Below are 21,411 nucleotides of genomic sequence, written 5' to 3'. Positions count from 1 at the left end.
GGTAGTAATCCGTACTGAACATATTATACATTATTTTCAGTATAGTTGAGCTTATTATTGACTAGAGTCATGCTCTGTTCCGCTGATGGGAATGGCGCGACAGGCCAAAGCTCGCGACAGTTTCCCTGGCCACAGCCTGCTCGGTTTACCAAGGTTAAGATTAGGTTAAAAAGGAAGAGGCGGGGGTAACCTCAAGCTAGGCTGGATGACCTATGTGAAAAGAGCCTGCTGCCCTCTTTGTTCTCGTTTTGGGTAGAGGAGACTGGCTGTGGACGCTGTTGCTGCTGAGCTGAAAACCGATCGCGTCAGCGGGACGGAGTCCTTTCGCGTTAGCGGGACGGAGTCCTTGCACTTGACCTTGCCCTCATCTGCGCCCTTGCCAACCGTGGCCGCCTGGGCCCACCAGCTGTTGAGCCAGCAATGGCAGCGGCTGCAGAAACACGTAAAGCGAGTTCTGACCCAGCATCCAGAAGCGGCAGAGTCTCTGCACCAAATCCGGGTAACCTTGCGCCGTATTGGCACCTGGGTGCAGGTATTTCAGGGATCCGTCCGGCTGCCCAAGCCTCTCAAGCCCAAACGCCTGCAAAAGCTGGCCAGTGCTTTGGGCAAGCAGCGGGATCTGGACGTGCTGCTGGAAATCCTGCAGGAACCTTGCTGGGAAGGGATCCCGGCAGCCCAGCAGGCAGAACTGGAGAAGCTAAAACAAGATCTGCAGCAACGTCGAACCCAAGCCGAGAAACGCTCCCGCCGCATTCTTGAAGATGCTGACTTCCTGGCGTTTCAAGCTGCCTGCGAGCAGTGGCTGGCTCACCCCCGCTATAAGCCTCAGGCGGAGCTGCCTTTGCCGGAAAGCTTGCCCCACTTGCTGACTCCCCTGCTGGCCCAGTGGCTGCTGCAGCCAGGCTGGCGGATCCCTGCTTTCCCCGCAACGGAAGCCCAGGCTGAGCAACTGCACGAGCTGCGCAAGGCCACCAAACGGCTGCGCTATCAGGTGGAGTTTTTTGCGCCCTTTTACGGGGAAACCATGCAAGATTGGATAGCAACCCTGAAGTGCTTGCAGGATCAACTGGGCCGCTTTAACGATTTGCAGGTTTTGCAAGGCGAGCTGCCTGCAGACTCAGACCTACAAACCCTTCTCCAGGAACAACAAAAACTAGCCCTCCAGGAGTGGCCTGAGCACCAACAGCGCTGCCTGGCCTCTGCCGAGCAGCACCGGCTTTACTCTAATCTTTTCTCTGTTTCCAATTTCTTTCCAACTGGGGATCCCTAGGTTTCCAATTCTATAGATCCCCCCGAAGGAAAAACCCCGCCTTATTGGCGGGGGATTTTTTGTGGCTATAGGGTTTCCAATTTCTAGGGATCCCCCCGAAGGGGGAACCGAATTAGTCGAAGCCGCGTCCCCTGTTTTATACTGTCGTTTCCAATTTCTAGGGATCCCCCCGAAGGGGGAACCAGAGAGGTACCGATGGGTTTACAACCCATGGTTCCCGGGTTTCCAATTTCTAGGGATCCCCCCGAAGGGGGAACGAGTATAGAGTATACAACTGAATATATAACCAACCCCGTTTCCAATTTCTAGGGATCCCCCCGAAGGGGGAACTGCACAAAGAACCAGTCTTGGTACAGCGGGGTAATTACCCGCGTTTCCAATTTCTAGGGATCCCCCCGAAGGGGGAACACCTCGCGCATTGTGCATTATACGAAACTACTGAGGACAACTGGCCCGTTTCCAATTTCTAGGGATCCCCCCGAAGGGGGAACCTCTTCGTAGTTATTAAAGTTAAACTGGAGCCCCAGGGGTGTTTCCAATTTCTAGGGATCCCCCCGAAGGGGGAACCTCACTCAGCGAGTGGGACATTGTCCAAGGCTGGCCTTGGTTTCCAATTTCTAGGGATCCCCCCGAAGGGGGAACAATCGTTCTACACGATGATTGGAGCCCCGCTTCCTCCGATCTGTTTCCAATTTCTAGGGATCCCCCCGAAGGGGGAACTACTGTCTCGTCCTGGTAATGTTGTTGATCTAGATAAAGTTTCCAATTTCTAGGGATCCCCCCGAAGGGGGAACGGAGTAGTATGAAATAGATCTTTTTTCAAAACCACCCCCTCGTTTCCAATTTCTAGGGATCCCCCCGAAGGGGGAACTGGTCTAGCTCGCAGGCTACCGCCCACGAGGGGTTTGGCCGTTTCCAATTTCTAGGGATCCCCCCGAAGGGGGAACAGTACCTTTGCTGAACAAAGGTACGAAGTGTACAGAAAGGTTTCCAATTTCTAGGGATCCCCCCGAAGGGGGAACGGGGAGCAAACAGCGAGTCGGCGGATATCGTTGGGTTATTGGTGTTTCCAATTTCTAGGGATCCCCCCGAAGGGGGAACATGATAGCCATTTTCAACCTCCGATTAGGCAGTGAGAGTTTCCAATTTCTAGGGATCCCCCCGAAGGGGGAACGGTGGCCAAGGATGAGCCGAAGCAAGTTCCCACACTGCTGCCGGTTTCCAATTTCTAGGGATCCCCCCGAAGGGGGAACGAAATAATCCTGGGTGTTGAAGGGGGTTAGTTATCTTGTTTCCAATTTCTAGGGATCCCCCCGAAGGGGGAACAGTGGCAGCCTTTGGTGAGGGAACTAGCTTTTTACTCTTGTTTCCAATTTCTAGGGATCCCCCCGAAGGGGGAACTTGAGGTTTAGGCAGAAGAGTTGGTTTTGGTTGAACCGGGTTTCCAATTTCTAGGGATCCCCCCGAAGGGGGAACGGTCCCTGGATCTACTACTCCGACTACGTCGAAAGATTCTGTTTCCAATTTCTAGGGATCCCCCCGAAGGGGGAACCGAGAACTATACCATCGCCGGGGAGATTAAGTTTGGAGTTTCCAATTTCTAGGGATCCCCCCGAAGGGGGAACAAAGGAGAGCCTGCATAAGACTCTCCTTTATTTTTGAAGTTTCCAATTTCTAGGGATCCCCCCGAAGGGGGAACTGCCAGTCGACCGAGAAATCCAGCAGCATCTAGGAGTGTTTCCAATTTCTAGGGATCCCCCCGAAGGGGGAACTGGAAAGCAGTCGGTATCGTTCGGGCCGCAAGGGATCGTTTCCAATTTCTAGGGATCCCCCCGAAGGGGGAACGCTCCCTAGTGGGAGCTGGCCGTATGCTTACAGCACGTTTCCAATTTCTAGGGATCCCCCCGAAGGGGGAACGAGAGCATATCCCGGTTGAGTTCGTTATCCTCGACGTTTCCAATTTCTAGGGATCCCCCCGAAGGGGGAACTTTTGCGTGATCTGATCCAGATAATCGCTAAAGTGAGTGTTTCCAATTTCTAGGGATCCCCCCGAAGGGGGAACCCAACTATAAAATCAGACCAATAATCGAGGCAGCCGTTTCCAATTTCTAGGGATCCCCCCGAAGGGGGAACACAGAGGACTGGCCCGCACTAGACCAGCGAGCACTCGAGTTTCCAATTTCTAGGGATCCCCCCGAAGGGGGAACCCTCCCTGAGAACACAATACTCAATATAGTCTTCGTAGGTTTCCAATTTCTAGGGATCCCCCCGAAGGGGGAACAAGGGAGGTCTATTATGCATTACTTTACCTGCTTGAACCGTTTCCAATTTCTAGGGATCCCCCCGAAGGGGGAACCAAGGGCTTGCCGCGGAGCGGTGGCGTAGCCACCCTGTTTCCAATTTCTAGGGATCCCCCCGAAGGGGGAACACTTCATTGAGAAGTCTTCCCAAGGACTCCAGTTTAAGTTTCCAATTTCTAGGGATCCCCCCGAAGGGGGAACCAGATCTGTACCGGCGGATCTGCATGATGGGGTGGGGTTTCCAATTTCTAGGGATCCCCCCGAAGGGGGAACCTCTCTGGCTGTGGAGGATCCTGGTTTACCAGTCCAGTTTCCAATTTCTAGGGATCCCCCCGAAGGGGGAACCAATAAACCGTTTGAGTGGGATGAAATTGATCACCCACTGTTTCCAATTTCTAGGGATCCCCCCGAAGGGGGAACGGGATAGAGTATCCATCCACCTGGGGAAACCGTTCGGGTTGGTTTCCAATTTCTAGGGATCCCCCCGAAGGGGGAACCTCAAATAAGCCCTTTTCAGAGGCAATATAGACTACTCCTTCACTGTTTCCAATTTCTAGGGATCCCCCCGAAGGGGGAACAGGTAGGGGCAGCGCTTTGTAAAGCGCTTCCACCGTTGTTCGTTTCCAATTTCTAGGGATCCCCCCGAAGGGGGAACAGGTGGTCTTTATGGTCGGAGCCGGTGGCTCCGGCAAGTTTCCAATTTCTAGGGATCCCCCCGAAGGGGGAACAAGTTTAATCCATCCGCTTTCCCCAACAACCCAAACGTCGTGTTTCCAATTTCTAGGGATCCCCCCGAAGGGGGAACGCACCGCTTGAGCTTTGTCTCAAGCGGAACGCAACTCGGGGTTTCCAATTTCTAGGGATCCCCCCGAAGGGGGAACACAATGACATCGAAGAATTCTTCGATGTTGTCCTGCTCAATCGTTTCCAATTTCTAGGGATCCCCCCGAAGGGGGAACAAACCGAGCGAAGCAATTGAGTACTGTTACGATATCGATGTTTCCAATTTCTAGGGATCCCCCCGAAGGGGGAACGGTTAGTAGTGTTCCAAAATCATCTAAATTTTTATTTTTAGGTTTCCAATTTCTAGGGATCCCCCCGAAGGGGGAACGTGCAATATTCAAGGTACTCCTCGTATTTATTAAAATTGTGTTTCCAATTTCTAGGGATCCCCCCGAAGGGGGAACCCGTAGGGTCTCTGCATGACGCAGTTCTCTGCTTCAGGGAGGGTTTCCAATTTCTAGGGATCCCCCCGAAGGGGGAACCAACGATTTTGAGGAGTACAAGAAAGCCTGCCAAATCTCGTTTCCAATTTCTAGGGATCCCCCCGAAGGGGGAACAGTACATATGGAGATCAAACTGCTAAGTCCTTGGTATATGTTTCCAATTTCTAGGGATCCCCCCGAAGGGGGAACAATCATGTCCAGCAGCGTTGGGTCAAAATGACACGCCGGGTTTCCAATTTCTAGGGATCCCCCCGAAGGGGGAACCTTAAGTTTTTCTGGCGTAATAATGTACGCAACACGAGGTTTCCAATTTCTAGGGATCCCCCCGAAGGGGGAACTGGGCTGGCAGGACAACCCAAAGCGGTTGGCAATTGCGTTTCCAATTTCTAGGGATCCCCCCGAAGGGGGAACCTTAGGGCGAGTTAGTTGGATCGAGGCCGGTAAATTCATGTTTCCAATTTCTAGGGATCCCCCCGAAGGGGGAACCACACAAATCCCAGTGTGTGGGGATGACCAATTCATCGAGTTTCCAATTTCTAGGGATCCCCCCGAAGGGGGAACTAGACATTTTCCCCTCCTGAAATGTTTGACAACCAATTGGAGTTTCCAATTTCTAGGGATCCCCCCGAAGGGGGAACATCAGGGCTCGCTTGGTCTCCAACTCACTTCGAGAGACGGATGAAAGTTTCCAATTTCTAGGGATCCCCCCGAAGGGGGAACGGCCTTATGGTCTGCAGTACACTGGGGTACTGTTTGACCGTTTCCAATTTCTAGGGATCCCCCCGAAGGGGGAACGACCCTGGATATTGATAACAGCAGTAGCACACTCTACATTCCAGTTTCCAATTTCTAGGGATCCCCCCGAAGGGGGAACAGGTAGCACGCTACTCTAAACCCCTCCCCCTCAAGCACCCAGGTTTCCAATTTCTAGGGATCCCCCCGAAGGGGGAACGATACTTAGCCAGTTCGTACTGAGTTACCACGTACGCATAGTTTCCAATTTCTAGGGATCCCCCCGAAGGGGGAACACAGGTAGATGGCATCGCCACTGACCCCGAAGAGGGGCAGGTTTCCAATTTCTAGGGATCCCCCCGAAGGGGGAACAGGCCTTGTCCTTTTGTACCCGTAGGCCCGCCGGGCTGTTTCCAATTTCTAGGGATCCCCCCGAAGGGGGAACACCCGCTTTCTCCGCAACTCGGTTAAGTTGCGCATCGAGCGGTTTCCAATTTCTAGGGATCCCCCCGAAGGGGGAACTGGGTGTTCTTTTATCCCTGAGAAGGGAGGTCAAAATGCGTATTGTTTCCAATTTCTAGGGATCCCCCCGAAGGGGGAACTGTCAAGTCCCTAACTGATACACAACTTGCTGTGTATCTAAGGTTTCCAATTTCTAGGGATCCCCCCGAAGGGGGAACAAAAATACCTGAACTAGGCCTTCTTGCTTCCTTATCTAGTTTCCAATTTCTAGGGATCCCCCCGAAGGGGGAACAGCTGAATACCGCTACCACAACGAGAGGGATCTTCGTTTGAAGCAGTTTCCAATTTCTAGGGATCCCCCCGAAGGGGGAACACCAACTCACTGACTAGTTTCCCCACCAAAAGGCTGCCACGTTTCCAATTTCTAGGGATCCCCCCGAAGGGGGAACAGCAACACGAGGTTTGCCCAGGCACAGAATCTGGAACTTGTAGTTTCCAATTTCTAGGGATCCCCCCGAAGGGGGAACCTGGGTTAACCCGCACTCCAATAAAGAGCACTTTGTGGTTTCCAATTTCTAGGGATCCCCCCGAAGGGGGAACTTCCGGTCACACACCGGAATCCGAAATTAGAGAAAGTCACTTGTTTCCAATTTCTAGGGATCCCCCCGAAGGGGGAACTATAGTTAGGTCGTTCTGGGATTTCCCCTATAGGTTCTGAAGTTTCCAATTTCTAGGGATCCCCCCGAAGGGGGAACCTTTACTGACACGCTACAATAAGAGGGGACCCATCCTGGTTTCCAATTTCTAGGGATCCCCCCGAAGGGGGAACTTTAGGGACCTCTCAGAGAATGTTCTGAAAGGTCCTGGAGGTTTCCAATTTCTAGGGATCCCCCCGAAGGGGGAACTCTTGCCTCCCATTTAGGAGAGGCATACAACTTGTGGGTTTCCAATTTCTAGGGATCCCCCCGAAGGGGGAACAGCTCGCACGCAACGGCCCAAGTTGGGTTGGGCCACCCGGTTTCCAATTTCTAGGGATCCCCCCGAAGGGGGAACCTGACATGGTTCGTTATGCTAACGCCTTCGCTAATTATGTGTTTCCAATTTCTAGGGATCCCCCCGAAGGGGGAACTGAAGGGAGGTACCATGATTACACTCAAAAGCGGTTGGACGTTTCCAATTTCTAGGGATCCCCCCGAAGGGGGAACAGGGCGTGGACTTGTTTATTACCCGCCCCATCCGCCTCGTTTCCAATTTCTAGGGATCCCCCCGAAGGGGGAACTACTGTAAAAAAGACTTAGTGCAGGAAACACTAAGTCTTTCGTTTCCAATTTCTAGGGATCCCCCCGAAGGGGGAACGCTTTCTTACCTCGGTTAATGGAGTATGCGCCTATGGAAGTTTCCAATTTCTAGGGATCCCCCCGAAGGGGGAACAAGCCCTTCAAGCAGGGCTGCCACGTCGATATGTGGAGAAAGTTTCCAATTTCTAGGGATCCCCCCGAAGGGGGAACCCGGTGCCTGAGCTGCTACCAAAGCCAGCTCGTCCACAAGTTTCCAATTTCTAGGGATCCCCCCGAAGGGGGAACTGAAGTTCGTCAATGCGCATGAGGAGGTAGTCAAGGTCACAGTTTCCAATTTCTAGGGATCCCCCCGAAGGGGGAACAAGCAACTACAGCGGTCTGTATCTCGCAAACAGAAAAGGTCAAGTTTCCAATTTCTAGGGATCCCCCCGAAGGGGGAACTCTGCCAGGTACCCTTTGAGGGGTACGCCCCCGTCTGGAACGTTTCCAATTTCTAGGGATCCCCCCGAAGGGGGAACAGCGTCCAGTAACTAGGAAAATGAAGGCTGCAGCCGAAGTTTCCAATTTCTAGGGATCCCCCCGAAGGGGGAACCCTAAATCAATTGGCACAAGTTGCAAAGCTGTGTTATGTTTCCAATTTCTAGGGATCCCCCCGAAGGGGGAACACCACAACATGCGTACGGAGCGACTCCACGCATACGGTGTTTCCAATTTCTAGGGATCCCCCCGAAGGGGGAACGTAAAGAACATTGACGGGAAACAATTCTACTGGTGCTAGTTTCCAATTTCTAGGGATCCCCCCGAAGGGGGAACAGACTATGTTGAGTTTTGTGCTCTCAACGAATTAACAGAGGAGTTTCCAATTTCTAGGGATCCCCCCGAAGGGGGAACCAAACCTCCCTTATCGGGAAAGAAACAACACCCAGGATTTCGTTTCCAATTTCTAGGGATCCCCCCGAAGGGGGAACAATGTTCCAGGGTCCCAGTAGTGTGATTTCCATACCAAGTTTCCAATTTCTAGGGATCCCCCCGAAGGGGGAACACTACCCCTATTAAACCCAAGCAGGGCAAGGAATGCAAGACCCATTTGCGAGGGATCCGGAAAAAAGTCGGCAAAAAGGGTGCTGGCGAGGGGGCTTTGGGGCCGGAAAGCCTTGTGGCGCAAGGCGTCGAGGGATCGGACGAAAGAATCGGCCTTTGCGGCTTTTGGCGGATCGCTCGCGCAGGCGTTGATACCGTTTGAGTGTGCTTTTGGAAACACCGAGTGCTTAAGTAGGAAGAGACTTGCCTGAGCTACACAATGACCGAGCTGGGGGGTGCAGTCAGGGCAGGCCCACCCCAGATTTCCACCTGGGCGAGGACATAGCTAGTGAGCGGATAGAAGCGGACGCTGTCTTCCTCGGGCTTGATCTTCTTGCGGAGCCGCAGTTTGAGCTCCTCGAACTTGTCTTTGTCGAGGACGCACTCAAACACGCTGTATTGCACGCGCTTGCCGTAGCCTTCTAGCAGGTCGGCAATTTTCTTGCGTCGCTTGTCGCAGGGAGTATCGTAGGTAACAACATAAAGAAACATCAGCGAATCCGGTAGGGCTGGTACAAATCTTGAGGATTATAGACGGATTGCTTAAACTTTTTAACTTGCTGCGTTAGCAGATCCCAGCGGGGTTGATCTCCGTCAGGGGTCTGGATGGATCCCTCCATTCTTTGGATGAAAGCTGTAAGGTACTTTTTCCTGCCACTATCACTTAGAAAACAGCCACCATCGCGATACTCAAAGTCTTCTTCGATGTTCATAATGCCCTTGTTGATCAGCCAGAGGACTATTGAATCTACAATAGGCGCCCGAAATTCTTCCAGTAAGTCCGAAACCAGAGCAGCATGGCGTTCACTGCTAGCGTGCAAGCAACCCTGATAGGGATCCAAATCTTGCAGCTCAATCAGGGTTAATAGATGGTTCCAGAGCACCATGTAGCCAAAGCTGAGCATGGCATTAACCGGGTTAGTGGGCGGCTGTCGAGTGCGGTTAAGCAAAACAAAGCCCCTTTGCTGAAGGCAATTTCCCAATTCCGGGAAATACAGAGCCGCAGCCGCTCCTTCAATGCCCCGCAATTGATCTAGAGACTTGGCCTCAAGAGCTTGAGCAGCCAAATGTTCCAGACTGCGCAGGGTCAGATCCCCTGTTTCAGTGGGGCGTTGCCTGAGCTGTCTCATCAGCAGCACCCGGCTATTGAGCAGCTTGGCTCGCACCATCTGGGCTGCCGTTTGCAATCGCCATTCTTCAGGGAGCGCTTGTTGCAAATGAGCTAAGCGGCGGTACCCCCTCTCTATAGGAACAAGGCGACCATAGCAATAGCCTAGCCGGGAGAGATAGGCAATAGGAATATTCCGCCTCAGGCACGCTCTCACTACGTCTGTGGTGACCTGGGATCGGCCAAAGATTAAAATTTGCTCCAGCAAGGGTAGAGGCACCTCCTGCAAGAGCGACTCGCCCAAATAGACCATTACGAACTCTTGCTTAAGGCTTAGCCTACACCCCTGCTGAGAGACATATAAAGTTCGCATTATTCGTCATGACGACGCAGATCTTCAGCGCCTCGCCTCTGATCTATGGCATTGCCGGGTTTAGAGCGGCCACGCTCCGGTAAAATCTCCACATCAATTTCAGGACTTGACAAGAAACCCATCACGATCTCGGCCAGACTGCCCGAAAAGAAGCTAGCAATCATGACAAGGATCGTGTTTGTAATTACGGCTGCCAATCCCAAAGGGGCAATCAGTAAGATGGCCAGTGTGATTGAGCCGTTGATTAAAGCTGTGATTAGACTTGTTAGAGCTTTGACGTTGATTTTCCTTCTCGACATGTTGAGCCTCTTCTAACGTTCTGCTACTGGAATGGCCAGATTTGAGCAAAGCCAACTGCTCTTCTCTCAAGGTTTTCAAGATATGTTTTCCTAGGATTCACCGTTGCCCCAAAAACGGTAACCACCTGATAGTCATCCAAATCTGCAATCCAGACAGGGGACGGCGTGCCTGTGTCGCCGCAGAGAAACTTGTCGTATTTTCCTGGCGCTATCTTGCCTACCTTGTGCAAAACAGCCAAAGCATAGGGCTTATTAAACTCTTCTGGGCCGCTGCAGACTACAATCCTGCAATGGGCATCCACAGCTTCAGGACACTTTTCTTTTTCTTTGCTGACCTGACCAAAGCTCTTGGGATTGCTGGGATCAATGGCCTGCCCAGTCAAAACCTGGAGTGCTTCAAAAAAGCCCCGCAGCCGCTTCTGAAAGAGTTTCTGGAATTCCTCTACCGACTCTGGCAGATTCCAAAATGAATCTTCGGAGTTGGGAATGAGGGTGGATCCCCGCCACCAAGGAGCTCTACCGCGGTCTTGGCGAGAGTAGCAGGGCCTTCTTGCCCCCTGGCCAATACCTCCCAGGTGAAACAGCATCCAGGTCAGATTCCGAAAGAGCTTTTGCACCGCTTTCTGGTTCTCCTTTGAAGCATGGTTGTGGCACTCCTCAGAAAGGCTGAGAATGAGGATCCCTTCTTGCTGTCCAGCAGGATTCCCCCTTCCCGCTTGGTTGAGTTCCGGCTCTGGTTGAGTTACTCGCCCCTTCAAAAGATCCACATGGATCCAGCCATGTTTTTGCTGGGGAGTGATGGCCCCAAAAAGTTGCCCCTCCCATTCCTGCACCTGCTTCACGGGCAAAACACCCAGGGCAAAGGTTCGAAACCAGTAGCGCAGCATGTTCTTAAAGGCTACCGGTCGGACTTCGGCAATTGATTTGTTGTCATACCGGTTCCTATCAGGTCTCCAGTTGACCACTTGCCGCCCGTGGATCAACTGACCCTCCAGCTCAAAAGGCAGCCGCAAGAATTCTCCCTTGTATTGAGATAGAGTTTTGCCAGTTTGAATCAGCCGACCGTAGCCGGTATTGACTTGGGATCCCACTCCTTGCTCCAGCCCGCGGATAAGCCATTCTTTCACTTGGGCTAACATCTCGTCGGTGCAGCCTGGGCCTTTGCGCAGGCCAATCAAAAAAGTGGCTTGCTTGAGAGAAAAGAAGAGGTTGGGATTAGGTGAGTATTCAAGATTTTGACCGTTCCACTTCCAGATATTATTGGCAATATCGACAGCTAGACCTCCTGTTTTGGAATTATCAGGATCCCCTTGTCTTTGAGGCCGGGTTGGCACGGGGTAGGCATCCAAAAAGATCACCTTGCCAGCACTATCTTTATCCTCAGCTTCCAGGTGCCCAAGCCAGGGTGCCACTGCTTTATCTGCCTCCTCCCAAGACAGATTGTGCTTCCGCATCAACTCTCGAATAGCCTGGGTGCGGGCTACCCCCCGCAAGGTGGAGCTGGGAATGTAGGGGATCCCCAAGTGATCAAAAGCGGGCAGCAGCATGCTTTCCGGGCCTTTGGCTCCACCCACCCGAATTCGCCAGGGACAGGTGACCTGAAAAGTGTTTTTTTCTCCGGCAATGCGTTTGATGCGAGCATTTAGAACTTGCAGGCGCGCTCCGTAGTTTGCCTTTGCTTCTGCCTGGTGCACCAGATCGACTTTGGCTCCGTCTTTGAAAGGAGTTGCTGGAGCCCTCATCCAACGCAGATATTCAATAAAGCTCGCTGTGGGATCTGGGCTGGGGTTGGGATCCAAGGGATGCCCTAGCCAGGGAGAAGGTTGTGGAGCGTTGGCAGGACGATTGCTAGGCATTTGATCTTCTCCTAAAGCTGGAAAGCAGTATTAGGAATTGCGAAGCGTTTCCCGAAATTCGCGCAACATAGCGCTGGTGCCAATTTCTAAGGCGCGTCGAATAAGTTGAGGTACAAGACTGGAGATGTCGAAGTCTGGAAAAAGCCGGCTGCAGCTCGATTCTACGTAGTCTTCTCCCTGCAGAATAAATATCCGCAAACTTCGCTCACCCAAGAGCCAAACTTCCGGCACGCCAATAGCTTTATAGGCATCGATAAAGGTCCGGGAAGTAACGTCGGACTCAATGGCCAGATCAGGCGGGGGCAATAGATCAACATCAATTCTTCCCTCACACCCTCGCACCTGCTCCAGGTGATGGACATAAAAGCAGGTGTCAGGCTCTACCCCAGCACTGCCAGACTTTTTAAGGGTTGTTGAGCCAAAATCTTCCCAGTCTCTCCCTTGAGAATCGAGAATGGCTGAGACAATGTATCCGGCAATGCGATGAGGGCGCTCGTGTTTGGATAAGGGAGACATAATCTCTAAAGTGCCGTTGTAATAGGCAACGCGAGTGTGGCGGTCTTCCCCTAACTCCTCCAAAATGCTCTCAAAGTCTTGCCAAGTCAGCGAATGGATGACCACTTGGCTTCCTTCACACAGGGAAATAGACTGGATTGGAACAGCTACACTCATTAGTCCCCTCCGCTAACGTCATGGTAAATGGCTGTAGCCCAGAAGCTGAATTCTTGCGCCAAAGCAAGTCCCAGTCCTGTTAAGCCCAGGTACTCTTCAACTCCCAACCCCATGAGACGATCCAGGCCGTTGGATTTGGCAATTTCGTTTTGACCGGAGATCTTTTCTAGGCAATCGAAAAACTCCTTGACCACCTCTTTTTTGCCCTCTTGGCTAAGGGCGTCTTCTTCGGCCTTGAGGCGCAGCAAACCCCAGGTAGAAAGATAGGTGTAGAGCTCCACAGCCTGGTTTTTTTGCTCTTTTAGCCTTTCTGGATCCCTGGTTTGTGCTCTGAGCTGGCACAGGGATTCGTAAACGGGCTTGGCCAATGTACGCGGGTCAAAGCTATTCATAAAACCTCCCTCCTAGGTTGAGATCTAGTTCAAAGACAGCTCCACAAAGCCTCGGCCCAAGCTTTCCTGGCCGCCAATCTGCATAATCTGGTTGGATTGCAGCAGCTTTTGAAACTCTTCTGCTGTCTGTCGAGAACTGCCATTTGCTTGGGCTGTAACCCCCCAGGTAAAGTACATCAAGCTATCGGGAGGAATAGCCTCTTCGTAGCGGAAGCCTCCTTCCACAACCTTGTGCTCGCTAAGCTTGACTTTCACCTGCCGCCACAGGCTCATTTGAATGAGGGTGGCACAGTGCTGATCTGGTAAAACAATCACGCGACTGATATTAGGATCTTTGGTGTAGCTCTTCCATTCCGACCATTGTTTGAGACCTTCTTTGAGAATGGCATCTTTGAGGTAAATGGGTCGGTCGGCCTTCAAGCTCGTACTGTAGGGATCCGGCACTGGCAGACTCTGGCCTGTTAGCCGCAGCCAGCGCTTAAGCAGAAGCGGGCAGCCTATCCACACCACCCCATGGCTAAGGGAGGGCACAGGGATCCACAGCAAAGAGCCATCCCCAATCCAAATGGATCCCTGGGTCAGCTGATCCCCTTCCCCAATTTCGTTGCCAAAGAGCTCAAATTTTTTGTGCTTATCAGTCACACTGGCCCGCAACCTGCCCCGGATGGTGCTGGAAGGGATGTAGGGCAAATGGGTGTGGGATTCGCGGGCAATCCCCAAGAGGTTGCCTTCTTGGGTGGTGCCGCCAGTGTGCAGGGGAGTCAATAGATGGAGGTAGGCAATCTGAAAAGTCATGGATGGGCTCCTTTTGCGAGTAAGTATTCAAGGACTGAAAGCAAAACTCAGTTGGCCCAAGGCAGCCATAGGAGCTCGCTATAGCCCAACAGCCGCCAGCGGTGGAACACGTTGAGCCGGCCATCTTCTAGCTCGGGCTCTTCTTGGTTGAGGGGGGCCGGCTGCTCCAGGTAGTAGATACTGCCAGGGGGCGCGGCAAAAACTTGGGGGGCGGGCAGGCTCATCTGCCGCTGCTCTGGGGGGCGATCCACCCGCAGGCGTCCACTGATGGCAACGGGCTTGCCGGTGGCCACGCTCACCAAGGGGCCGGTGAGGGGATGGGCGGGGTGGGGAGTGGCCAATCTCCATTCCCAGGGCCAGGCGCGGCAGAGGGAACGCCCGTCCACCTTTTTGATGAACACACCTGGGGTCGCTAAGTAGGCCAAAGCGCGTCGGGCTTGGCGAAAGGTAGCCTGAGAAAGGGCCTGCAACTGCTGCCACTGCGCCTGCAACTTCGGACAAGGGGCTAGCAAGGCACCGTGGCCTTCTCCCCCCAGCCGCACAACCACTTCTTGCTGCAGGGGCAAGGGATCCCAGGCTTCGCGATCGGGATCCCAGCACTCGATGGAAAGGGCCAAACTCCAGCCCGGCTGAAGACGGATACAGGTCTCCACAAAGTAGCCATCGGCTTCTCGCACTTGCCGCTTGCTCACCTGCAGAGTGTTGTGGGGCCGTACTTCATACTTCAACGGCGGCTTGACGGCCTGGCTGAGATCCCAGCCTTTGCCTTCCAGCGCCTTTTGCACCACCTCGAAGGGCAGGTAGCCTCCTGTTTTCTTCTTTTTGCTGCTCTGGCTGCCTTCGGGTTCCTCCTCTGCTGGCCTCAGGGACACCAACGGGGCTGGCCGGGTGGGATCCCAGCGGCAATGGAAGTAGGGATCCGTCTTGTCCAACCAAGGAACGGGAACAAGGGGGAATCCGTCTTCCAGATGCAGAGGGGCAGGGAAATAGAGCCTTTCGTCATGGCAGAGAAAGGGGCCCCGCAGCCGCAGCGTCAAGGGCTGGCCCAGGTAAGCCTGGATAGCACCAGCAAGGGTATGGCCGCTAGGGGGAAAGCTGCTGTTGGCCCAGGCCCGCTCTCCCGGGGCAAAGGGCTTAGCATCTCGAAACATCCACACATCCAAGGGTGATAGGGTAAACCAACTCATCGGCCGTTCCTCCCCAATTTCACGGTGCGGTTGCGCAGCACAAAAGCCGCCAGCTTGAACCAGTTTTTGATCTCCAGATCCCACTCCTGGGGCTGGGCGGGCAGGCTGTGCTGCCAAAAATGCTGGATAAACTCCACAAGCTTGTTCTGGAAGTGTTCTTTCTGCTCCGATTCCTGTTTGAAGAGATCCCGGCGGCTGCAGAACAACCGGGCCCACTCGCGCACTGCCTCTAGGCTCGGAGCTGGGTGTTGCTCCCAAAGCTGGGCCGCTTGTTCAAACAAAGAGCTTTGATCCTGCTGCTGGCCCATGAGCTTCCAGTCAAAATCAAGGAGATCCTTCCACTTGTCGAACGTGTCGAACTTGCTGGTGCTCACCAGTTGGTTGCCATTGGCAAACAGCACCCGCACCTGCACGCTGTCTTTGGGGCAGCCATGGGCATAGAGGTGGCCCTTGGCTTCTTCTTCCGCTTGCCAAAGGTTTTCCAGGGCAATGGCCAGAGGCACCGAGTGATGGGCAATCACCACGCCGAAGCTGATGGTGGCTGCGAATCCCAGGGTAAAGAGGGGGCGCCGGCTCAAACCTTCGGGAGGCCGCCCTTTTTTCCACTGCCAGTAGTCCCCCAGGTTCTCAAACTCCCGCCAGTCATCCTCTCCCCCCCGGAAACACTGGCGAATATCCCACAGCCAGCCATCCCACTCCCAGAGGTTGGTGTAGGCCAAAACGTCGTCCCCACCGGCGTAGATGAGCTTGCCTGCATAGCGTTGCTCTGTTAGGTAGGGCACCAACTGGCCGGAAAAATCCAGCAGGGCGCGGCTTAGGGCGCTGTGGGTGGCAGGCCCCATGCGCTTGCGGCTGTTTTTGACAAACTTCTGAAAAGCGTCTTTGACTTGCTCCAGCTCCTCCTTGTCCTTGCCAAAGACCTCGCCAATGGCTTCCGTTTGCCCGTTGGCCAGCCGCTGTAGGGGTTGAGGCAGATAGTCGTAGTAGGATTTCATCTTCTCGCCCCTGAGCCATTTGCCCATGTCGTCCCCATCCCCGGCAGCCAGCACGTACCAACTGGCGGGGTTAACGCTGGGGTAGTAGCGGCCTAGAAGCGTCTCGATGTCCTGCCGGTAGCTTCTTTGCGTTTCCTCGTCCAGCTCCAGGTCTTCCACCAGCCAACCGGCATTGAGCAGACGGGGATGGTAGCACAGCTCCTGCTGGTCGGCCCACGGGATCCCCCATTTGCCCCGCATTTCCCGCAGCACCCCTCTGACCTCCGGGTAGCGGGCCTCCACTGCCTGACAGGCCTGCTCGAAGTGCTCTCGTTCCCGTCGCCCTTGGGTTTTGAGGTAGCCGGCTACGCCAGCGGTGAGATCCGGGTAGGAAGCGGCAATCTGGTCTTCATCCAGCTCGCGGAAGAGCTCCGGCAGCACTTTGTACAAGCCCCGCTTGAGGGTTTCGGTGGCATTGAGCTGTTCCCGGCCATCGAAGAGCCCGGCCTGCCGCTGCCAAAGCCGCCGACTCTCTCCCTCCGTTATCCACCCCTCCCGCGGCGAGGGATGCACCACCGGCCCCAAGCCCGAAACGGTGCTGCGCGGCCCAAACGCAACGGGGAGCTGCCAATCGCGGGCCTGCTTACAAGCTGCCTGTAGGCGCCGACTTTGCTCCACTGCGGCTGCCCACCAAGATCCCACGTTGAGTCCGGCCTTGTATTGGCGGCGCTCTTGCTTTTTGGGATCCCAAAAGCTAGCCCGCAGAAACTCCAGCTCCTCATCCCCGAAGAGCTTTTGCTTGGCCTCTAGGTGATGGGTGCGGTTTTGGGCACTGACCCAGGGATCCTCATCAATGGAAACCTGAGGGGGCCTAAGGATGCCGGTATCCTTGAGAGAGTGAGCCGGGGATCCCAAGGGCACGGCTGCCCAGTAGTGCTGCCACTGGTGCTCTAGCCATCCCTGCCAGGTGGGATCCTCTGGGTGCAACTGCCTCAGCCAGCGGCGATCCCCCTGCAGGTGATCCAGCACCCTCTGGGCCAACTGCTTCCATTCTTCCTTGAGGGTCTGCTGGGCAAACTGCATGGCCGCCTCCACCCGCTCTTCTGGCAGCAGCAGCAGGAGCACATTGGGAAAGCCGGCGGTGAGCAGGGCGTTAGGCGAAGGCTGAGGGATCCATTCTTCAAATTCGGGGTACTTCTCCCGCAGCCAGTAGTCGATTAGTGGCTGGCCATAGAGGCTGGGGTAGAGTAGGCAGTCGGGACCGTATTTTTCAGCTAGTCGCCAACTTATGCGAGCAGAAAGGTAGTGCAGCAGCCAGGAGCCAGCCCAGAAGTCCCGCATTTTGCGGCTGGCTTTGATCAGCTCCTGGATGGGGTTGAAGGTAAAGCTCACCAAGAAGGGACGCGCGAACTTGGGCTCGTCGTAGCCGGCCAAACATCCCGCTAGGGCTGCGGTGACGCTGGCGTGGCTCCACAGGGATCCGTCTGGCAGCCGGGTTTCTGCTGGCAATAACAGCAAGCTTTCATCCCCAAACTCCTGACAAATAGCTTGGGGAAAGCACCGCCAAAACCACCAAAACACTTTTTGGGGATCCTCCTCTTGCCAAACCCAATCGGGGATGGCGCTCTCCTCCCGTTCCATCAGGTAGTCTGCACGGGAGCGGGCATCCTTGAGGGCTTGGTGTTGGTCATCGGCCAATTGCCAAAAGCGCTTGCGCCCGGAGAGCAAGTGGCTCATTTCTAGTCCAAGACCCAAGTTGCGATCCTCAACTTGATAGTTGATGGCTATGGGCAAATGGCCAATGGCCGCGCGGTCGCTGGCCGAGGCGATGAGATCCGCATCTCCCACACCTCTGAGAGGGGATCCCTCGGCTTTGGGAGAAGACCATCCCTGCATCGCCGCCAGTCTGGTCCACAGCCCTTCCTTGGAGCGGCCAGTCCTGTCGTGTAGGGCTTTGAGGGCGGGATCATGTAACAGACCCCAGAGCTTAGCTTGCCAGTAGTAAGACATGGTGTTTTCGCTGGAGAAACAGAACAGTTAGGAACTCCTCGAACAAGGAACAAAACCCCGGTAGCCACCCGATGTCGTGGCTACAGAAGCTACAAAACAAAATCGATCTGATCCCGGCCAGCCCTCAGGTTTCTTCAGTATTTCTCAATAGCCGTTGTTTGACCAAAAACCCAGAACCTGAGGGCGAACCGATGTCTTTAGCCTACGGAGAAGTGGAAAGATCCCCTTCCAACTTCCCTTCTGCCCAGGTCAATTTGGGAAACAGCTCTTCCAGGCCAGGCAGCAGGTCTTGCAAAACAAAGCTTTCTAGAGCTTCGCTGTTCAAAGGGTCTGGATTCATCTGCACATGGGCAACATCGTTGCGGTACTGGCTGAGGCGAGACCAGAGATCGGCAAGCTGCTTGGCGTCGGGCACATGGGTGGTAATAGGAGGAAGCGCCTGGGGCTGGTCTTCCCGTGGGATGAGGGATCGGCCCGATTCGCCAGTCGCAGGGGGATCTCCAAGGGGCTGGTCTTTCCGCGGAATGAGGGATGCCAACTGGTGTTCAATTCCCTGCCGCTCTTCTCGTTCGAGGTAGTTTTGGATCCCCTCACAGAGGCAAAGGGCGGAGACCACCCACTCCCGGGCCAGTAGAAGAGCTTGGGTGATGAGGCGCTTTTCTACATACCAGCGCAGCAGTTGAAATTGCTTTTGAACTTGGGCTTTGGGATCCGAAGCCCTGTCCGCGGGTAGAGCCAGTTGGCTGTAGCTATCCTGAATGCTTCGCAGCAGCAGGCCAAAAGGCTTGGCAAATTGACCCACCTCTTGCTCCAGATCCGCGGTGGAGTGCTTTTGCAAATTGGGCAAGTCCTCTTTTAGGAGATTGACAGGTCTTACCAGTTCAAGAGAGCGGGAAACATTGCGGATGGCTCGGCCAAAGCTTTGCAGCCGAGTAGGTCTGGGATCCCTTTTGCCGAGCTTTGGTTGGCGGTAAAAGTCCCGTTGAACTGTATCCAAAAGTTGGCCCAACTCCAAGGCCGAGCCGGTGCTGATGAATTTGTCGGTAGCTGTCAGCCAGTCCAAAAGACGAAGGGCGGGGGTGAGATCGATGATGGGTGTTTCCTGCTGGTCTTTGAGATAGAGACCGTAGTACAGCCCCTGAATATTTACATTCTTGGCCTTGCGCAAAAGGGCGGCTCCCAAGAGCACCAGTACGGGGATGGAGCGAAAGGCGTGGGTGATATCGAAAACCAGCCGCGTATGGGGCTCGATGCTATCGACCAGCACATCGAAGATCTCCCAGGTCTCTGCCTCGGTTTTCCCTTCAGGAATGGCCTTGGCAATTTTCTCCACGTGGGGGGGTAGGCAGTCCTGTAGATGCTTCCAATGGGTGTCATGTGCTTCTTGGGTTAGCAGCACAATCACCCTCTCGATGTCAAAGAGCTGACAGAGGGCTTTGGCAACATAACGGGTTCTATCGGCTTTCCGCTCCCCAAAAACATACACCGTCTCGCTGTAGGGGCTGGTGCCTAGAGTGGTCAAAAGGGTCTTGGCCATAGGGATCCTCTCGATGACGGCTTTCAAGCATTGAAGCACGGGCATCTTCAAGCTACTGCAGCTTGGAAGCCCCCCCTTCTCAAGTTGCCTGGAGAGGGTTCTGGGTTGAATGTTGCCCTATCCTCTCACGAAAAGTGGCATCCTCTGCTCAGCCGGTGCCAGAAAGATGGGGATCTCTACCCCCAAAATTGAGTGGAGCCATCTTGCCGCTGGATTTGGATCCCTGCTCGACAACTGTTTCAAAACGGTGAAGGTGGGGGATGTCAGAGCTAGCCTAGACAGAGATTCGGCCATCCTAAACAACGGGGATCCTGTGATGCTATCGACTCCAGAGTTGTCCATTTCAGGTCAAAAGCTAACTCCCGAACAGTTTCTGGCCTTGCCGGAGGGGGATATTGTCTATGAGCTAGTCGATGGGCGGGCCGTCTCCAAAAACGAACCCATGTCGCCAAAACGCTTCCATGCTCGTCTCCAACCGGTGTTGTGGCAAATTTTGGAGGACTGGTGCTCTAGCCCTGAGTGTCCTAAGCCTGGGTCAGCACATACTGAGTGGGCAGTTGTTTTAACACGAAAGGCAGAGCCCTGGATCCCGATTCCCGACCTCACCTACATCTCCAACGAGCGATTGCCAGTTGAGGCCATGACCGATGAGCCTTGTTTTGCCATTCCCGAGTTGGTGATCGAGATCCTTTCTGCTGGCCAGAGTTTTGGGGCCATAGCCCAGAAGGCAACCGATTATCTGGAGGCTGGGATCCCCAGGGTTTGGGTGGTGGATCCCCAAGCCAAGAGCATCACCGTCTTCTATCCCGATGCCCCGCCGCGCACCTTTACGGGATCCCAAGCCATTCAAGATGATTTCCTGCCGGGTCTAAAGGTGATCCCTCAAGATGTATTCGCTCAAGCCCGGATCCCTTAGGGGGTACCTAGCGAGCCCACGATAATCAGAGTTAGTTCCAGAAAGAGAGCATCCGGCAGAGGTGGCCACCCATCTAGGTCTGGAGCTGATTGGCTTAGGAATGCCGAAGGGATCCCGCAGTGATATTCCCTGCTAGGGGCTAATGGCGAGACGGAAAAGCTTCTCATCGGCCAGTTGAAGAACTTCCTGCCCTGCAGCCGCCAGTTGTTCCGGGGGCAAGTTCCGGTATTTGTCAATAAACTCAGGCAAAACTTGAAACTCCACCCGCTTGCCGGTCTCTCGGTGGATGACCACGCTGCGCATTTTTTCAAGAGATTCGACCTCCACCAGCTTCAAGTTCAACTTGCCCAAACTGGCCCCTGTTGCAGCATGCAAGCCATCCACAATGCACACGAACGGGATCTCTGCCGGCGACTCGTGAATGACCTCCACCAGAAAACGGTTCCTAGAAGTGTGGGGAGTTGGACTCATCAAGCCCAGCTCCTGCAGAGCGCGCATCCCCATGCGATAGCCGACCACGGCCCAAGGCCCAGCTCCGCCATGAATTTCCGTTACTCGCTGAACGGCTGTCGCTGTCGAGTCCGTTGCAGAACTGGTGACCGGATGAGCTGTCGCCGGCGCTCCCAGAGTTAGCTGAAGTGCAATCAGCAAAAGAGAAAGCTGCTGTGGCTTGGCAATGGATGACAGGTTCATAGGCAGCGAGAGAGCTGATAAAGAGGAGATGGGTCAAGCCATCCTAAGCTCTACCCTTCGAGGTTGCCTATGCGGGGGTAGGGGATCCAGCCCTCTTTTGGGAACTCTTCCGAAAATCACCTCCTGGCTGAAGAGGGCTAAGACCAATGGTATTCATCACTACCCTGCAAAAGATCCTCTGGAAAAATGAGGTGCACACTACCGTCTCTGCTGAAGCAATCCGTTGGGCCC

General features: G+C 54.2%; 13 protein-coding genes and 1 CRISPR repeat array. Of the genes, 2 read left to right on the top strand and 11 right to left on the bottom strand.

The genetic code is table 11. The annotated features are described in order from the left end of the window. Positions 1-268: 268 nt before the first annotated feature. On the top strand, positions 269-1,270 hold the full coding sequence (locus tag NW849_RS09055) for a CHAD domain-containing protein (protein ID WP_414357355.1): 1,002 nt from the start codon (positions 269-271) through the stop codon (positions 1,268-1,270). 72 nt (positions 1,271-1,342) lie between these two features. Further along, a CRISPR array of direct repeats spans positions 1,343-8,330; the repeat unit is 36 nt; unit sequence GTTTCCAATTTCTAGGGATCCCCCCGAAGGGGGAAC. Positions 8,331-8,581: 251 nt separating this feature from the next. Here NW849_RS09055 and cas2 read toward each other — a convergent pair. From cas2 to csx2, 10 genes are all read right to left on the bottom strand, one after another. Further along, a complete protein-coding gene (cas2, locus tag NW849_RS09050) occupies positions 8,582-8,860 on the bottom strand; it encodes a CRISPR-associated endonuclease Cas2 (RefSeq protein ID WP_414329659.1) in 279 nt (92 codons plus the stop codon). Then, the gene (cas1, locus tag NW849_RS09045; RefSeq protein WP_414329661.1) at positions 8,860-9,849 is read right to left on the bottom strand and encodes a CRISPR-associated endonuclease Cas1; all 990 of its coding nucleotides are present in this window, start codon (positions 9,847-9,849) and stop codon (positions 8,860-8,862) included. The genes cas2 and cas1 overlap by 1 nt, the downstream gene beginning before the upstream one ends. Beyond that, complete coding sequence (gene csx18 / locus NW849_RS09040) at positions 9,849-10,148, bottom strand: CRISPR-associated protein Csx18 (RefSeq protein WP_414357353.1); 300 nt, start codon at positions 10,146-10,148, stop codon at positions 9,849-9,851. Before csx18 ends, cas1 begins: the two co-directional genes overlap by 1 nt. A 23-nt stretch (positions 10,149-10,171) precedes the next feature. Then, positions 10,172-12,004 (bottom strand): RAMP superfamily CRISPR-associated protein, encoded by a 1,833-nt coding sequence (locus tag NW849_RS09035; RefSeq protein WP_414357351.1) that lies wholly within the window; start codon positions 12,002-12,004, stop codon positions 10,172-10,174. A 30-nt stretch (positions 12,005-12,034) separates the two neighbouring features. Beyond that, positions 12,035-12,676, bottom strand: a complete 642-nt coding sequence (locus NW849_RS09030; protein WP_414357350.1) for a Uma2 family endonuclease — start codon at positions 12,674-12,676, stop codon at positions 12,035-12,037. Beyond that, the gene (locus tag NW849_RS09025; RefSeq protein ID WP_414357349.1) at positions 12,676-13,068 is read right to left on the bottom strand and encodes a hypothetical protein; all 393 of its coding nucleotides are present in this window, start codon (positions 13,066-13,068) and stop codon (positions 12,676-12,678) included. Before NW849_RS09025 ends, NW849_RS09030 begins: the two co-directional genes overlap by 1 nt. 24 nt (positions 13,069-13,092) lie before the next feature. Continuing rightward, a complete protein-coding gene (cmr4, locus tag NW849_RS09020; protein ID WP_414357347.1) occupies positions 13,093-13,863 on the bottom strand; it encodes a type III-B CRISPR module RAMP protein Cmr4 in 771 nt (256 codons plus the stop codon). A gap of 47 nt (positions 13,864-13,910) precedes the next feature. Beyond that, positions 13,911-15,050 (bottom strand): type III-B CRISPR module-associated protein Cmr3, encoded by a 1,140-nt coding sequence (locus NW849_RS09015; protein WP_414357346.1) that lies wholly within the window; start codon positions 15,048-15,050, stop codon positions 13,911-13,913. Continuing rightward, positions 15,047-18,034 carry a type III-B CRISPR-associated protein Cas10/Cmr2 gene (cas10, locus tag NW849_RS09010; protein WP_414357345.1) on the bottom strand — a complete coding sequence of 996 codons (2,988 nt, stop codon included), beginning with the start codon at positions 18,032-18,034 and terminating at the stop codon, positions 15,047-15,049. The genes NW849_RS09015 and cas10 overlap by 4 nt, the downstream gene beginning before the upstream one ends. A 202-nt stretch (positions 18,035-18,236) precedes the next feature. Next, the gene (gene csx2, locus NW849_RS09005; RefSeq protein WP_414357344.1) at positions 18,237-19,571 is read right to left on the bottom strand and encodes a TIGR02221 family CRISPR-associated protein; all 1,335 of its coding nucleotides are present in this window, start codon (positions 19,569-19,571) and stop codon (positions 18,237-18,239) included. Between the two features lie 166 nt (positions 19,572-19,737). Between csx2 and NW849_RS09000 the strand changes: the two genes are divergently transcribed. Continuing rightward, positions 19,738-20,487 carry a Uma2 family endonuclease gene (locus tag NW849_RS09000; RefSeq protein ID WP_414357342.1) on the top strand — a complete coding sequence of 250 codons (750 nt, stop codon included), beginning with the start codon at positions 19,738-19,740 and terminating at the stop codon, positions 20,485-20,487. A 132-nt stretch (positions 20,488-20,619) separates the two neighbouring features. On the opposite strand, the gene NW849_RS08995 is transcribed toward NW849_RS09000, so the two are convergent. Continuing rightward, positions 20,620-21,180 (bottom strand): formylmethanofuran dehydrogenase subunit E family protein, encoded by a 561-nt coding sequence (locus NW849_RS08995; RefSeq protein WP_414357341.1) that lies wholly within the window; start codon positions 21,178-21,180, stop codon positions 20,620-20,622. Positions 21,181-21,411 lie beyond the last annotated feature (231 nt).

Origin of the sequence: Synechococcus sp. R55.3 (assembly GCF_047461975.1) — a bacterium.
GTDB lineage: Bacteria > Cyanobacteriota > Cyanobacteriia > Thermostichales > Thermostichaceae > Thermostichus.
Note: the sequence above shows the minus strand (reverse complement) of the source record. Positions and strands in the feature narration are given on the sequence as shown.